Origin of the sequence: Paraburkholderia sacchari, assembly GCF_000785435.2 — a bacterium.
Taxonomy (GTDB): domain Bacteria; phylum Pseudomonadota; class Gammaproteobacteria; order Burkholderiales; family Burkholderiaceae; genus Paraburkholderia; species Paraburkholderia sacchari.
Genome location: NZ_JTDB02000007.1, coordinates 306,881 through 321,327, shown reverse-complemented (window position 1 = coordinate 321,327; position 14,447 = coordinate 306,881). Strand labels below are relative to the sequence as shown.

The following is a 14,447-nucleotide window of genomic DNA, read 5'->3' as shown; positions in this document are numbered from 1 at the left end:
GTCGTGCAGCGCGAAGCGTGCCCCATCGCCTGACGCCTAAGCAGCGCCCTGCTCCAGCCGCAACGTGAGCTCGCTGCTTACCGACTGGCGCACCCGCGCATAATTTGCCCACGGGTCCGAGCATTTGACGTGCGCCAGACGCGCGTCGATATTCGCGAGCGTCCATTGTGCGCCGCCCGTTGTATCGGCGAGTTCGTCCCACGCGATCGGCACCGAGACGCCCATGCCGGGCCGCGCGCGCACGCCATAGGCAACCGCCGTGCTGGCGCCGCGCACATTGCGCAGATAGTCGACGAAAATCTTTTTCTTGCGATGCTCGGGGCCCATGGTCGCCGTGAACTGCGTGGGCCAGCCCGAGGCAAGCCGCTGCGCCACGGCGCGCGCGAAAGCCTTCGCTTCGTCCCAGCCCGTGCCGTGCACGAGCGGCACGACGATATGCAGCCCCTTGCCGCCGCTCGTCTTGCAAAACGCATCGAGACCGAGATCGGCGAGCATCACGCGCGTAAGCTGCGCGGCCTCGATCATGCGGTCCCAGTCGAGTGCGGGATCGGGATCGAGGTCGAGTACGATGCGATCGGGCGCTTCGATATCAGCGGTGACGGCATTCCATGTGTGCAGCTCGATCGCGTCCATCTGCGCGACGTGCACGAGCGCTTCGAGCGAATCAATGCTGAGCACCGGCGGATGGCCGGGATCGAGACCTTCGTGTTGCGTGACCTCGGGAATCGGCGCGCGCGCGCTGTGGCGCTGGAAGAAAAGCTCGCCGCCGAGACCTTGCGGTGCGCGCACGAGCGATACCGGTCGATCGCGCAAGTGCGGCAGCAGCCAGGGCGCGGCGCGCGCGTAGTAGCGCACGAGGTCGAGCTTGCGAGTGCCGCTGTCGACATCGATGACGCGGCGCGCGCTGGTGATGCGTATGCCGGCGACTTCGCCGATCGTGCCATGACGGCCCGAAGAGGTTCGCGGAGATCGAGGCGCGCGAGGCATGGCGGTACGCGGCACGCGCTGGGTGGTCACGTTAGGCGCGCTGGGCGCGGTTTGCGCTGCGCTGTCCGCAGCCTCGGCCCGCGCGCCGGTCGGCGTTCGGGCGGCGCCCGCCTGGGCATTGTGAGCGTCCTGCATACCGGTTCCCCTTGCGCCCTTGCAGGGCGCATGCGACGCATCGCACGGCACAAGCCGCAAATCACGATGCGCTCGGTTGACGGCATGCGGCGACCGTCCCCCGGCAGGCGCCGCACGAGCTTTCATTGTGCCTAAAAAGACGGCTTTCGTCTCTGTAAGCTGTGAACCGGGCCGCGCGCCGGCATCGAAACGGTACAATTCGCCTTTTGACGCCGTGCTTCGGCCGGAACGACCGGTCCTTGCACCCTTTTTATCGATACCCATTCGATATCCATTCGATCTTCCGCCGTTTCCGGGGCGCCATCCCGGAATCCCGGCACCGTTCACGTCATGAATCTCGTCATCCAGAGCCCCGCTCCGCTGCAAGCCGTCCACCACAAGCCACTGCTCGCACTCGCGCGCGGCAGCCGCCTCGTGCCGATCGACGCGCATGCGATCCGTATCGAAGACGCCGCGCCCGCGCAGCACCCGGACCTCGACGTCTATTGCGGGACGCATCAGCTCGATTTCGCGTTCATCGAGCCGGACCGCACGCTTGCCGGCTTCGGGCTCGTCGCCATGGACATGGACTCGACGCTCATCACGATCGAATGCATCGATGAAATCGCCGACTTCTGCGGCCTGAAAGCCGAAGTTGCGGCGATCACCGAGGCGGCGATGCGCGGCGAGATCAAGGACTTCAACGAAAGCCTCACGCGCCGTGTCGCGCTGCTCAAGGGGCTCGACGCGAGCGCGCTGGAACGCGTCTATGAAGAGCGCTTGCAGCTTTCACCCGGCGCCGAAAAAATGCTCGCCGGCGCAAAGGCCGCGGGCCTGAAAACGCTGCTGGTTTCGGGCGGTTTCACGTTCTTCACCGAGCGGCTGAAAGCGCGGCTCGGCCTCGACTTCACGCGCGCGAACACGCTTGATATCGTCGACGGCAAGCTCACTGGCCGCGTCGTGGGCGAGATAGTCAATGCGGAGGTGAAGGCGCGCACACTGGTCGAAACCTGCGCGCAGATCGGCGTCGAGCCGCGCCGCGCGATTGCCATGGGCGACGGCTCGAACGACCTGAAAATGATGGCCGAAGCGGGTCTTTCGGTTGCGTTCCGCGCGAAGCCCGTGGTGCGCGAGTCGGCGAGCGTCGCGTTCAATTTCGTCGGCCTCGACGGCTTGCTGCGGCTCTTCTGAAGCGCCTCAAACGTGCCTCGACGTGCCGCGCAAGCGGCACGCGCGCTGCTGAAACGACAACGGCCGTGTCTGTCCCGGGATAGAACCCCGGCGACAGGCGCGGCCGTTTCGTTATGGCGCTATTCCTGCGGGCCGCGCACCGATGCGCCGCCTTCGAGCGTCGCGAGCGCGCGTTCGAGGTCGGCGCGCAGGTCGGCTTCGTCCTCGAGGCCAATGTAGAAGCGCACCAGCGTGCCGCGATGCGGCCAGCTCGCCTCCGTGCGCATCGACGCGATGTCGTAGGGCATCGCGAGGCTGTGCGCCCCGCCCCAGCTCCAGCCAAGCGAGAAAAGCTCGAGCGATTCGCAGAACGTATCGACTTGCGCGGGGCTGTAACGTTCGTCGAACACCACCGAGAACAAACCGCCCGCACCAGTGAAATCGCGCTTGTAGAACTCGTGGCCCGGACAATCGGCGAATGCGGGATGCAGCATCGCGGCGATCTCGGCGCGCGACTTCAGCCACGTCGCGAGCGCGAGCGCGGTGCGGTCGTGTGTCTCGAAGCGCGCCTTCATGCTCGGCAGGCCGCGCAGAACGAGCGAGCAGTCATCCGACGAGACGCCGATACCCAGCCGCATGCGCGCCGCCTTCAGCTTCAGATGCAGCTCGCGGTCCCGCGTGATCGTTGCGCCCATCAGGACGTCGCTGCCGCCCGACTGGTACTTCGTGAGCGCCTGCACCGAGATGTCGATGCCATGCTCGAACGGCTTGAACGCAAGGCCCGCCGACCACGTGTTGTCGATCGCCGTGACGACGTTGCGCGCGCGCGCAGCCGCAGTGATTGCACGCACATCGGGCACTTCCATCGTCACCGAGCCGGGTGCTTCAAGCCAGATCAGCTTCGTCTCGGTGCGGATCAGCTCGGCGATGCCCGCGCCGATCATCGGATCGTAGTAGCGCGCCGTCAGGCCGAAATCGCGTGCGAGCCAATCGCCGTGATCGCGGTTCGGCGAATAGACATTATCGGGAATCAACACGTCGTCGCCAGCCTTCAGGAGACCGAAGTACACGTTCGAGATGGCCGAGAGGCCGGACGGCTGCAACAGCGCATGCTCGCCGCCCTCGATGGCGGCAAGACGCTGCGTGAGCATCGAAGACGTGGGCGTCGCGTGCAGGCCGTAGCGCCATTGCGCGTCGTTGCGCCAGTCGAGCGCGCGCACCGACTTGAGGTCGGGGAACACGACTGTCGACGCTCGCGTGACGGGCGCGGCGAACGACTCGAAACCGGGCGTGATGTCTTCTTCGGGGTGAACGATGCGTGTCTGCAGCGCGTGGCTAGGTTCGGATTTCTTCATGTCGGATTGGATGGCAAGCGGTAAATGCGCTGGGGGTAGGTGGCGCGAGGCTCCTCAGGGCGAGTTCGACAACGAAGCAAACCGGGAGCCGCGACGCGCGCCGCATGCAGAAGATTAACACCAGCGCCAGCCAGGCTCACCGCGGCGGCCCAGCGCCTGCGCTTTCGCGCAGGGCGCGCCATGCGGTGCGCGCGTTATTGCACGTTATTGCACGAAATTACGCGTTATTCGCCGGTCACGAGATTGCCGACGCCGTTCACGGCCTGGCCGCCTTTCGCGGCGGAATGGGCCACCGCGGGCGCAGATGCTCCTGCGCCAAGCGGCTTCAGATCGAACGGCTGAGGATTCGAGTCGTCGATTTCCATGCGCTCGCCCGAGATCGAGCCATCGTCTGCGAACGTGCCGACCCAGTTGCCCGTGATGCGCGAACCGTCGTCCGACTCTTCCGCTTCGAGCGTGGTGCCGGTGCGGTCGCCCGCAATCAGCACAACCTCGCCCGTATCGGTGAATTGATATTCGCCATGCACGCCGGTCTTGTCGTCCGGGTCGTCGGTCTTGGCGCCGAGCCGCATCACGATCGGACGCTTGCCGAGCGTGCCCGCGTATTGCGGAAGCCTGGCGAATTCCGGGCTCGGCTTGAGCAACGAATGCGCTTGCTCCGGCGCGGCCGAGGCATTCGACGCATCGCTCGATGCACTGCCGCCCGCGGCGCAGGCCGCGAACGGCAACGCAAGCGCTGCCGCCGCGAAGCACACGCAGCCATACCGCCGCACGAGATTCGAAATGCTCGTCACTTTCGAGGCCGACGCTTCCATTAAATCCCGTCCTTCGTGGCGAGCATGCGTTCGACATCGTCGCGGCGCGGAATCGGCGCAACGGCGCCAAACCCGAGCGTCGACAGCGCGGCTGCCGCGTTTGCGTATTGCGCCGCCGCGAACGGGTCGTCGCCGGCCACGATCCGGGCGATGAACGCGCCGCCAAAGCAGTCGCCCGCGCCGGTGGCGTCGACAGCCGCTACGACGCGGCCCGGCACGAGACGGCGCTCATGCGGCGTAGCCACATAAGAGCCCTCCTTCCCGAGCTTCAGCGCGACGACGCGCGAACCGAGCGAGAGCAGACGGTCGACAATCGCATCGCGATCGTCCAGGCCGGTCAGCGCCGCGACATCGTCCCAGCTGGGCAGACAGATATCGGTGACACGCAGCACCTCGGTCATGACCGCGCGGGCACGCGCGAGCGGCCAGAGCTTCAGGCGCAGGTTCGTATCGAAGCTCACCTGCACGCCATTCGCGCGTGCATGATCGATGGCCGCGAACGCCGCGTCGCAGGCGGCGTCGCCGATCGCCACGCTGATGCCCGACAGATGCAGCACGCGCGCGGCAGCCAGCGCGTCGAGCGGCAGATCGCGCGCCGCGTAGCGGCTCGCCGCCGAACCCTTGCGCAGGTAATCGAAGGCATGGCCGTCGGGGCCGTGCGAGACGAAGTACACGCCGGTCGGCGCGCTGGCGTCGACCCGCACCATCGAAGTATCGACGCCCTCGCTCGTCCACAGATCGAGCAGCAGACGCCCGAACTGATCGTCACCCACCGCCGAAACAAAGCCCGTGCGCACGCCCTGGCGCGCCGCCGCGATGGCGAAGTTCGAGGTATCGCCGCCGAAACCCTGCAGATACTGGGGCTTGCCTTTCTCGGCCTGATTGAATTCGATCATGGCCTCGCCATAGGCGAGAACTTCCGGCGCCGGGTGTGCCATGCCGATCAGACCTCGCCCCAGAGATCGTGTCCGTCGGCGCCGGTGATCTTCACCGAAACGAAGTCGCCGACCTTGTAGCGCTTCGAAGCCTTGGTCGCGGGCGCGACGTAGACCACGCCGTCGATCTCGGGCGCGTCCGCCGCCGTGCGGCCGATGCCGCCGTCGGGGTTGATCTCGTCGATGAGCACCTTGAGCGTCTTGCCGACCTTGCGCTGGATGCGCTTGGCCGACACTTCCTCGGCCACTTCCATGAAGCGCGCGCGGCGTCCCTCGCGCACTTCGTCGGGCAGCGCGCCATCGAGCTCGTTGGCGCTCGCGCCTTCGACCGGCGAGTAGGCGAAGCAGCCCACCCGGTCGAGCTCGGCTTCGCGGATAAAGTCGAGCAGCGTCTCGAACTGCTCTTCGGTCTCGCCGGGGAAGCCCGCGATGAAGGTGCTTCGAATTGTGAGGTCCGGACACATTTCGCGCCACGCCTTGACGCGCTCCATCACCTTCTCCGCGTTCGCGGGGCGCTTCATGCGCTTGAGCACCTCGGGGTGCGCGTGCTGGAACGGCACGTCGAGGTACGGCAGCACGTGTCCCTTGAACGGACCTTCCGCCATGAGCGGAATGACCTCGTCCACGCTCGGGTACGGGTACACGTAGTGCAGCCGCACCCACGCGCCGTACTGCGCGGCCAGCTCGCCGAGCGCGGCGACCAGATCGGTCATGCGCGTCTTGATGGGCTTGCCGTTCCAGAAGCCGGTGCGGTATTTCACATCGACGCCATAGGCGCTCGTGTCCTGCGAAATGACGAGCAGCTCCTTCACGCCCGACTTGAAGAGGTTCTCCGCCTCGAGCATGACTTCCGCAACCGGACGCGAGACGAGGTCGCCGCGCATCGACGGGATGATGCAGAACGTGCAGCGGTGATTGCAGCCTTCGGAAATCTTGAGATACGCGTAGTGACGCGGCGTGAGCTTCACGCCCGCCGGCGGCACGAGATCGACGAACGGATCGTGCGGCTTGGGCAGATGGCTGTGAACCGCCTGCATGACTTCGCCCACGGCGTGCGGCCCCGTCACGGCCAGCACCTTGGGGTGCACTTCCTCGATGAGATTCGAGCCGCTCGCGCTCGCCTTCGCGCCCAGACACCCGGTGACGATCACCTTGCCGTTTTCGTTGAGCGCCTCGCCAATGGCGTCGAGACTCTCCTGCACGGCTTCGTCGATAAACCCGCAGGTATTGACCACGACCAGATCGGCGCCGTCATATGACCCCGAAATTTCGTAACCCTCGGCGCGCAGCTGGGTGAGGATCTGCTCCGAGTCGACGAGCGCTTTGGGGCAGCCAAGGGAAACCATGCCTACGCGCGGCGCAGGATTGCGGGAGGTCGTTGATTCAACAGGGTTTTTCACGTGTACGTCCGGATGTGGGGCGCACGGCGAAGAATGCGCCGCGCGAAATCAAGCCAATCCGCCATTTTACCCGTTTGGCGTATCGAGCGGCGCGCGGGTCGAGCCAACCGGCGCCGCGCAAACGCTGTTGCGCGTCGCCGAGCGCCATCCGGAAGCACTGTGCAATCTGAAAACCGCCCGAGCTTACTTCTTCTCGTTTTCGCCGCTGCCGCCCTCGTTCGTGCCTTGCGCGGGCGAGCCAGGCGTTACGGGCTTGAACGGAAAGCTGCTGAACATGTTCTTGGCCTGGTTCTGCATCTGCTCCTGCATCTGCACGAACATGTTCTTCGATTGCTCGATGTAGCTGGTCATCATGCCCTGCATCATCGGCGCCTGCATGTTCATGAACTGCGACCAGACCTCGGGGTTCATCGCGTTGCCTTCGTAAAGGTTCTTCGACTGATCGGCGAGTTTGTTCTGGATGTCGATGAACGCCTGGATATTCTTTTCCAGGTACGTGCCCATCATGCCCTGCATCGCATGCCCGTAGAAACGGATGATCTGCGAGAGCATCGACGACGAGAACATCGGCAGACCGCCGCTCTCCTCTTCCAGAATGATCTGCAGCAAGATGCTGCGCGTGAGGTCTTCGTTGCTCTTAGCATCGATAACCTTGAACTCCTCCTGATCGAGCACGAGTTGCTTCACGTCGGTCAACGTGATGTAGGTGCTCGTCTCCGTGTCGTACAGCCGACGGTTCGGATATTTTTTGATCAGCCGTTCGGCGGTCTTCTTTGTAGTCGTCATGTGTCGCCCTTGTAAGCGCCAACGCGCGACGGCCAATCCCGTCGCGCGCTGCGCTGTCTTCCAGCCCGGAGGCGGAGCCTGCCCCGGCGTGCAAACAGGCCCGCCGCCGCCGTCGATCCCTGCGTTGCCGCGCGCCCCTGTCACGCACGCGGCGGCGCGCGGGATCAGCCCATGTGCAACCCGCCGTTCAGCGAGAAGTCAGCACCGGTTGAGAAGCCCGACTCATCCGAGGCGAGCCATGCGACGATCGAGGCGATTTCCTCGGGAGCGCCGAGACGGCGCACGGGGATGGTCGCGACGATCTTTTCCAGCACGTCGGGACGAATCGACTTCACCATGTCCGTGCCGATGTAGCCGGGCGAAACGGTGTTGACCGTCACGCCCTTGGTGGCCACTTCCTGCGCGAGCGACATCGTGAAGCCGTGAATCCCGGCCTTGGCCGTCGAATAGTTCGTTTGCCCGAACTGGCCCTTCTGGCCGTTCACCGACGAGATATTGATGATGCGGCCCCAGCCGCGCTCGACCATGCCGTCGATCACCTGCTTCGTGACGTTGAAGAGGCTCGTCAGATTGGTATCGATCACGGCGGTCCAGTCTTCGCGCGTCATCTTGCGGAACACCACATCACGCGTGATGCCGGCGTTGTTGACGAGCACGTCGACCTCGCCCACTTCGGCCTTGACCTTGTCGAACGCCTGTTTCGTCGAATCCCAGTCGCCAACATTGCCTTCCGAGGCGACGAAGTCGAAGCCCAGCGCCTTCTGATCTTCGAGCCATTTGGCGCGGCGCGGCGAGTTCGGTCCGCAACCCGCGACTACCTTGAAGCCCTGCTTCGCGAGGCGCTGGCAGATTCCGGTTCCGATGCCGCCCATTCCGCCCGTGACATACGCAATACGTTGTGACATAAACCACACTCCATTATCGTTTTCCGGAGCGCCGACCGACGGCCCCGACCTCGCTTCCGATCCGTTGCTGCCGCGACCGGGCTGCGCTCAATCGTGTTCAATCAAGCTCAAGCGCGCTCGAGCGCAAGCGCCACGCCCATGCCGCCGCCGATGCACAGCGAGGCCAGACCGCGCTTTGCGTCGCGGCGCTGCATCTCGTGCAGCAGCGTCACCAGAATCCGGCAGCCCGATGCGCCAATCGGGTGACCGATCGCAATCGCCCCGCCGTTCACGTTGATCTTCGACGTGTCCCAGCCCATCTGCTTGTTCACCGCGAGCGCCTGCGCCGCGAACGCCTCGTTGATCTCCATGAGATCGAGGTCGCCCGCCGACCAGCCCGCACGCTCCAGGCAGCGCTTCGATGCCGGCACCGGGCCCATGCCCATCACCTTCGGATCCACGCCGCCGGCCGCGTACGCCTTGATGCGCGCAAGCGGCGTGAGGCCCAGCGCCTCGGCCTTCTTCGCCGACATCACCAGCACCGCCGCCGCGCCGTCGTTCAGACCCGATGCGTTCGCCGCCGTCACCGTGCCTTCCTTCGAGAACGCCGGCTTCAGGCCCGCGAGCGATTCCGCCGTCACGCCATGGCGCACGAATTCGTCGGTCTTGAACACCAGCGGGTCGCCCTTGCGCTGCGGGATTTCCACCGGCACGATTTCCGCGTCGAAGCGGCCCGCCTTCTGCGCGGCTTCCGCCTTGTTCTGCGAGAGCGCCGCGAACGCGTCCTGCTCTTCGCGCGTGATGCCGTATTCCTTCGCCACGTTTTCCGCGGTCACGCCCATGTGGTACTGGTTATAAACGTCCCACAGACCATCGACGATCATGGTGTCGACGAGCTTCGTGTCGCCCATGCGGAAGCCGTCGCGCGAGCCCGGCAGCACGTGCGGCGCCGCGCTCATGTTCTCCTGGCCGCCGGCCACGACGATCTCCGAGTCGCCCGCGATAATCGCGTTGGCCGCGAGCATCACGGCCTTCAGGCCCGAGCCGCACACCTTGTTGATCGTCATGGCGGGCACCGCTGCAGGCAGCCCGGCCTTGATCGACGCCTGGCGCGCAACGTTCTGGCCCGAACCCGCGGTCAGCACCTGACCCATGATCACGTCGCTTACCTGCTCGGGCTTCACGCCCGCGCGCTCCAGCGCTGCCTTGATGACCAGCGCGCCCAGATCGGGCGCGGCAATCTTTGCCAGCGAACCGCCGAATTTGCCCACCGCGGTGCGCGCGGCCGAAACGATCACAATGTCAGTCATTTTCAGTTCCTCCAGGCGGCGGGAAGTTGCGATAGCCACCTGCCCGTCACGTTAAAAACCTTTCACCACGCATCGCCGCGGCACTCGCGGCGCACGCTTCGAAGCCCATTCAGTCCGCGCTTCACTCCACGCTTTGGCCGCCTCAGTCGCGCTGCTGCACGTAGCGCCCAGGCGCGGGCTCGATCTCGGGAAACTCCGCCGAGCCCGGCTGCGCACGCGGCTTCACCTTCTTGCCGCCGAACTGGTCGAGCCATTCGATCCAGGTCGGCCACCAGCTGCCGGGCTTTTCCTCGGCATCGGCGAACCACTCGTCTGCAACGCCTGGCAAGTGCTTCGCATCGGTTTCGACGCTCCAGTAGCTGCGCTTGTTTTTCGAAGCCGGATTGATCACGCCGGCGATATGCCCTGACGCGCCCAGCACGAACTTGAGCGGCCCCGAAAGCAGCGGCACCGAAGCATAGGCGCTGCGCCACGGCACGATATGATCTTCGCGCGAGCCATAGATGAAGGTCGGCACATCAATGCGCGAAAGATCCACTTCCTCGCCGCACACGGTGAGCGCGCCAGGCTCGCGCAACTTGTTCTCGAGATACGTATTGCGCAAATACCACGCATACATGGGACCCGGCAAGCTCGTCGAGTCGCTGTTCCAGTACAGCAGATCGAACGCGGCAGGCGTGCGGCCCTTCAGGTAATTGTCGACGACGTAGTTCCAGACCAGATCGTTCGGGCGCAGGAACGAGAACGTGTTCGCGAACTCGACGCCGCGCATCAGCCCCGGCGTGCCGCCGTTCTTGCCGCCAATGGTCTGCTCGCGCATCTGCACGTGCGCCTCGTCGATGAACACGTCGAGCACGCCCGTATCGGAGAAGTCGAGCATCGTCGTGAGCAGCGTCATCGACGCTGCGGGATGCTCGCCGCGCGCAGCCGCGACGGCCAGCGCCGTGGCGAGCAGCGTGCCGCCCACGCAGAAGCCGAGCGTGTTGATCTGCTCGCGCCCGCTGATGCTGCGCGTCGTCTCGATCGCAGTAAGCACGCCCTCTTCGATGTAGTCGTCCCAGCCTTTATGGGCAATCGACGCGTCGCCGTTGTGCCAGGAGACGAGGAACACCTGCTGGCCCTGCTCCAGCGCGTATGCGACCAGCGAATTCTCGGGTTGCAGATCGAGAATGTAGTACTTGTTGATGCACGGCGGCACGAGCAGCAGCGGCCGCTCGTGCACGGTCGCCGTGCGCGGCTTGTACTGGATGAGCTGGAACAGCTCGTTCTCGAACACCACCGAGCCTTCGGTGTTAGCGAGATTGCGGCCCACCACGAAGCGCGATTCGTCGGTTTGCGAAATCTTGCCGCGCGACATGTCGCCGAGCAGATTCATCACGCCCTGGCGCAGGCTCTCGCCGTGACTTTCGAGCAGCGCGTGCTGCGCCTCGGGGTTGAGCGCGAGAAAATTGCTGGGCGACGCAGCCGCCGTCCATTGCTGAACCGCGAAGCGGATGCGCTCGCGCGTTTTTGCATCGGTTTCGATGGCGTCGACCATCTCATGCAGGTAACGCGCATTGAGCAGATACCACGCCGCCGTGAACGCATAGGCCGGCGTGGCCTTCCACGCGTCCGCGTTGAAGCGACGATCCTTGAGTTCGGGGGCCTTGGGCGAAGCAGCAGACGCCTCGCGCAACAGTTCGAGTGCATCGCGCGAGTACTCGGCCTGCAAATGCTGCAAACGCGTAGGCTCGATCGAGGCCGATGGTAGCTTGAACGCCTCGAGCGCGCCCAAAGCGGAACGCATCGCGGTGGGATTCATTGCGGCGTTGAACGCCGCCTGAACGGGATTCGGCGCGGCGCTCGCGGCACCGTTGGCCATACCAGGCCAGAATGCGCCGGGTTGCCCCGCCGCCTGGCCCCAGTGCTGCATACCCGATTGCTGCGCGGCATCCATGGCGCTGCGCCATGCCTGCGTCCACGCATCAAGCATCTGTTGCATGCCAGCAGCGTCCGGTGTGAATTTCGGAATGAAAGACTGTGCACCGTCGGTTGAAGCGCCCGTACCCGGGGTTGTCGAGGAACGTTGAGATGCCGTCATGCCTGCTTTTGACCGATGTGTCCCGGAGGACTGGTTGAGAGGCAGGTGGTCCGCTTGCGGTGCACTGCTGCCATGTGCGCCCGGTCGCGTCCTGTCCCGTAGGTGAGGGACATTCTTGCTCCCCACTGCAAAGCGTGTCAATGCTTGTGCCCGATTTTGCCGCAGTGCGATATTTTTTTTATTATCGTTTTCCCGATGTAAGCCATTCTTAAATTGGCTGACACAATGCACCGCGCACGATGCTGCAAAAAAAAGCGCCGTGCGCGCAAGTGCTTGCAGTGCAATGCAGGAATCGCCCGACTGATTTGAATCGCATGAAGTACGGCGTTTGGCGCCGACCGTGCAGTGCAGCAAAATATGGCGGTTCGGGACTTAAAACCGGTGTTCGAAAGTTCAGCAGGAAGCCTGCGGATTTGAAATAACGGAGCGGCTCCCCACTGCAAGATTCAAGGCGTAAGCCAGATGAGCGCCGCCATTCGGCCAGTCACGCGTTCGCGGCGATAGGAAAAGAACCGTTCGCGATCGGTAAAAGTGCACATTCCCCCGCCGCTGATATGCGTCACGCCGATTTCAGCAAGCCGCAGGCGCGCGAGGCAGCCCAGATCAGCGAGATACTTGCCAGGCACCTCGGGGCGCGGCACAAATGCCGCTTCTGTGCCGACGCGCACGGCATCGCGCCGGGCACCATCGATGGCCTCGGCGTGATCCATGAACGCGGCGCGCACATCCTCCCCCACTTCGAACGCCTTCGGGCCGATTGCGGGCCCAAGGTACGCGTGCAGTTCGCTCGCGGCACAGCCCGCGAGCGCGGCCACGCGTTGCGCAGTTTTCTCGATGACCCCCGCAGCGAGCCCGCGCCATCCCGCATGCGCCGCGCCTACGGCCCGCCCCGCGCCATCGCAAAGCAGCACGGGCATGCAGTCGGCGACCATCACCGCGCAGGCGATGCCCCGCTGGCCGGTCACGCTCGCATCGGCTTCGAGCAGGGTACCCGCGCGAGCGGACTCGAGGGCAGCTGCCGCGTCGACCACCACTGGCCCGTGAACTTGCTTCAGCCATGCCGCCGGCACGCCCGCCCAGGCGAGCAGGCGCGAGCGATTGGCCTCGACGTGCTCCAGATCGTCGCCGGACAAACGGCCCAGGTTCAGGCCGCACGGCAGCTCCACACCGCCTTCGCTCGCCGCATCCGCCAAGGACGCCGCATCTGCCCGCCAACGGCCGAACGGCGGCAAGCTCACGCCGCCGTTACGCGTGGTCACGATCGCGCGCACGCGCGGCGCCACATGCCACTCCGGTTGCAGCAAATCGGCGGAAGTCAGTTCCGGGCAGGTCGTAGTCATACCGGCTGGTTCTCCTCGTCATCTTCGCCTTCGTCATCTTCTTCGTCGTAGTCGTAATCGTCTTCGTCGCTGCCGATCACGTAGCCCTCGTCGGTGTACGCGCTATCGAACATCTCGTCGTCGAAGCCGTGTTCGTCCTCGCCCTCTTCGCGGCCGAAGCCAAGCGCTTCGATCAGCGCGTCCATGTCGTCGGGCACCTCCGCGCGCCATTGCATCGCGCGGCGCGTGACCGGATGGATCAGGCCGAGACGCCACGCGTGCAGCGCCTGGCGCGCAAAGCCGCCGGGCAGCGCGGCGACCGAGCGCTTGCCGCGTGCGTGCCCGTAGACCGGATCGCCGAGCAGCGGATGGCCGATGGCCGCGCAATGCACGCGGATCTGGTGCGTGCGCCCGGTCTCCAGGTCGCAATGGATCGCGCTCACGGGCTGGTTGTGCCAGAGGGTTTTGTCGATGCGCCGGAAGTGCGTGCGCGCGGGCTTGCCCGAGGCGCCCGACACGACCGCCATGCGCGTGCGCTCGCGCGGGTCGCGACCGATGGGCGCGTCAATCGTGCCCTCATCGCGAATATTGCCCCACACGAGCGCGAGATAGCGGCGCTTGACTGTGCGCGCCTGCAGTTGGCGCACGAGATCGGTCTGCGCTTCGAGCGTGCGCGCGACCACCATCAGCCCCGAAGTTTCCTTGTCGAGCCGATGCACGATGCCCGCGCGCGGCAGGCCCGCCGCCGCTTCGCCGTAGCGGTGCAGCAAGCCATTGAGGATCGTGCCGCTCCAGTTGCCGGCGGCCGGATGCACCACGAGCCCGGCGGGCTTGTTGATCACGACGATGGCGTCGTCTTCGTAGACGACATCGAGCGGCAGCGGCTCGGGGGTGAACGCGAGCTGTTCGGGCAGCAGATCGGGCACGAGTTCGATGAGCGCACCCAGCGGCACCGGCTGGCGCACCTTGGCCGGCTTGCCGTCGACGCGCACGCGCTGCTCCTCGATCCAGCCTTGCAGACGGCTGCGCGAAAACTCAGGAAACACTTTGGCGAGCACTTTGTCGAGCCGCTCGCCGGCAAGCTCGTCGGGCACCTCGACGCGGCGCGCTTCCTGCTCCTGCTGGGCGCGGCGTGTGCGCGGCGCGGCGGCGGACGCGCCGCCAATGGGGGCGTCATCGCGCGCCTGGCCGGCTGCTGCGTCATTGGGCTCATCGCCCAGGCTATAATCGCTGATGCTGTTTTGGGCGCCGGGAGCGCCGGCCCCCCGAATAACTGAACGGGTCATTGAGTC

12 protein-coding genes are annotated in these 14,447 nt (G+C 65.3%); 1 reads left to right on the top strand and 11 read right to left on the bottom strand.

Translation table 11 applies throughout. From position 1 onward, the window contains the following. Positions 1-36: 36 nt before the first annotated feature. Complete coding sequence (gene ligD / locus NH14_RS33665) at positions 37-1,122, bottom strand: non-homologous end-joining DNA ligase (protein WP_052148478.1); 1,086 nt, start codon at positions 1,120-1,122, stop codon at positions 37-39. 330 nt (positions 1,123-1,452) lie between these two features. Here ligD and serB point away from each other — a divergent pair, with 330 nt between their 5' ends. Further along, positions 1,453-2,292 carry a phosphoserine phosphatase SerB gene (serB, locus tag NH14_RS23755; protein ID WP_035533287.1) on the top strand — a complete coding sequence of 280 codons (840 nt, stop codon included), beginning with the start codon at positions 1,453-1,455 and terminating at the stop codon, positions 2,290-2,292. Positions 2,293-2,411: 119 nt separating this feature from the next. On the opposite strand, the gene NH14_RS23750 is transcribed toward serB, so the two are convergent. The 10 genes from NH14_RS23750 to NH14_RS23705 all read right to left on the bottom strand — a co-directional run bounded on the left by NH14_RS23750 (position 2,412) and on the right by NH14_RS23705 (position 14,441). After that, on the bottom strand, positions 2,412-3,626 hold the full coding sequence (locus tag NH14_RS23750) for a cystathionine beta-lyase (RefSeq protein ID WP_035533289.1): 1,215 nt from the start codon (positions 3,624-3,626) through the stop codon (positions 2,412-2,414). A gap of 224 nt (positions 3,627-3,850) precedes the next feature. Next, positions 3,851-4,441, bottom strand: a complete 591-nt coding sequence (locus tag NH14_RS23745) for a hypothetical protein (RefSeq protein WP_035533291.1) — start codon at positions 4,439-4,441, stop codon at positions 3,851-3,853. After that, entirely contained in the window at positions 4,441-5,379 is a 939-nt protein-coding gene (locus tag NH14_RS23740; protein WP_168727156.1) for a sugar kinase, read from the bottom strand. The genes NH14_RS23745 and NH14_RS23740 overlap by 1 nt, the downstream gene beginning before the upstream one ends. A 5-nt stretch (positions 5,380-5,384) precedes the next feature. Continuing rightward, entirely contained in the window at positions 5,385-6,722 is a 1,338-nt protein-coding gene (rimO, locus tag NH14_RS23735) for a 30S ribosomal protein S12 methylthiotransferase RimO (RefSeq protein ID WP_052148642.1), read from the bottom strand. A 237-nt stretch (positions 6,723-6,959) separates the two neighbouring features. Further along, positions 6,960-7,562 (bottom strand): polyhydroxyalkanoate synthesis repressor PhaR, encoded by a 603-nt coding sequence (gene phaR / locus NH14_RS23730; RefSeq protein WP_035535443.1) that lies wholly within the window; start codon positions 7,560-7,562, stop codon positions 6,960-6,962. 164 nt (positions 7,563-7,726) lie between these two features. Next, complete coding sequence (locus tag NH14_RS23725) at positions 7,727-8,467, bottom strand: 3-ketoacyl-ACP reductase (RefSeq protein WP_035535446.1); 741 nt, start codon at positions 8,465-8,467, stop codon at positions 7,727-7,729. Positions 8,468-8,574: 107 nt separating this feature from the next. Then, a complete protein-coding gene (locus tag NH14_RS23720; protein WP_168727155.1) occupies positions 8,575-9,756 on the bottom strand; it encodes an acetyl-CoA C-acetyltransferase in 1,182 nt (393 codons plus the stop codon). 142 nt (positions 9,757-9,898) lie between these two features. Continuing rightward, on the bottom strand, positions 9,899-11,836 hold the full coding sequence (phaC, locus tag NH14_RS23715) for a class I poly(R)-hydroxyalkanoic acid synthase (protein ID WP_407947177.1): 1,938 nt from the start codon (positions 11,834-11,836) through the stop codon (positions 9,899-9,901). Between the two features lie 446 nt (positions 11,837-12,282). Continuing rightward, positions 12,283-13,176, bottom strand: coding sequence for a peptidoglycan editing factor PgeF (pgeF, locus tag NH14_RS23710; RefSeq protein ID WP_035526263.1), 894 nt, complete (start codon positions 13,174-13,176; stop codon positions 12,283-12,285). Next, positions 13,173-14,441: an RluA family pseudouridine synthase gene (locus tag NH14_RS23705; RefSeq protein ID WP_035526261.1), complete on the bottom strand. Its 1,269-nt coding sequence runs from the start codon at positions 14,439-14,441 to the stop codon at positions 13,173-13,175. Before NH14_RS23705 ends, pgeF begins: the two co-directional genes overlap by 4 nt. Positions 14,442-14,447: the final 6 nt, after the last annotated feature.

Coding starts and splice junctions, on each gene's coding strand:
- NH14_RS23705 (WP_035526261.1), bottom strand. CDS start 14,441: ATGACCCGTTCAGTTATTCGGGGGGCCGGCGCTCCCGGCGCCCAAAAC.
- ligD (WP_052148478.1), bottom strand. CDS start 1,122: ATGCAGGACGCTCACAATGCCCAGGCGGGCGCCGCCCGAACGCCGACC.
- phaR (WP_035535443.1), bottom strand. CDS start 7,562: ATGACGACTACAAAGAAGACCGCCGAACGGCTGATCAAAAAATATCCG.
- NH14_RS23720 (WP_168727155.1), bottom strand. CDS start 9,756: ATGACTGACATTGTGATCGTTTCGGCCGCGCGCACCGCGGTGGGCAAA.
- pgeF (WP_035526263.1), bottom strand. CDS start 13,176: ATGACTACGACCTGCCCGGAACTGACTTCCGCCGATTTGCTGCAACCG.
- NH14_RS23740 (WP_168727156.1), bottom strand. CDS start 5,379: ATGGCACACCCGGCGCCGGAAGTTCTCGCCTATGGCGAGGCCATGATC.
- rimO (WP_052148642.1), bottom strand. CDS start 6,722: ATGGTTTCCCTTGGCTGCCCCAAAGCGCTCGTCGACTCGGAGCAGATC.
- serB (WP_035533287.1), top strand. CDS start 1,453: ATGAATCTCGTCATCCAGAGCCCCGCTCCGCTGCAAGCCGTCCACCAC.
- phaC (WP_407947177.1), bottom strand. CDS start 11,836: ATGACGGCATCTCAACGTTCCTCGACAACCCCGGGTACGGGCGCTTCA.
- NH14_RS23745 (WP_035533291.1), bottom strand. CDS start 4,441: ATGGAAGCGTCGGCCTCGAAAGTGACGAGCATTTCGAATCTCGTGCGG.
- NH14_RS23725 (WP_035535446.1), bottom strand. CDS start 8,467: ATGTCACAACGTATTGCGTATGTCACGGGCGGAATGGGCGGCATCGGA.
- NH14_RS23750 (WP_035533289.1), bottom strand. CDS start 3,626: ATGAAGAAATCCGAACCTAGCCACGCGCTGCAGACACGCATCGTTCAC.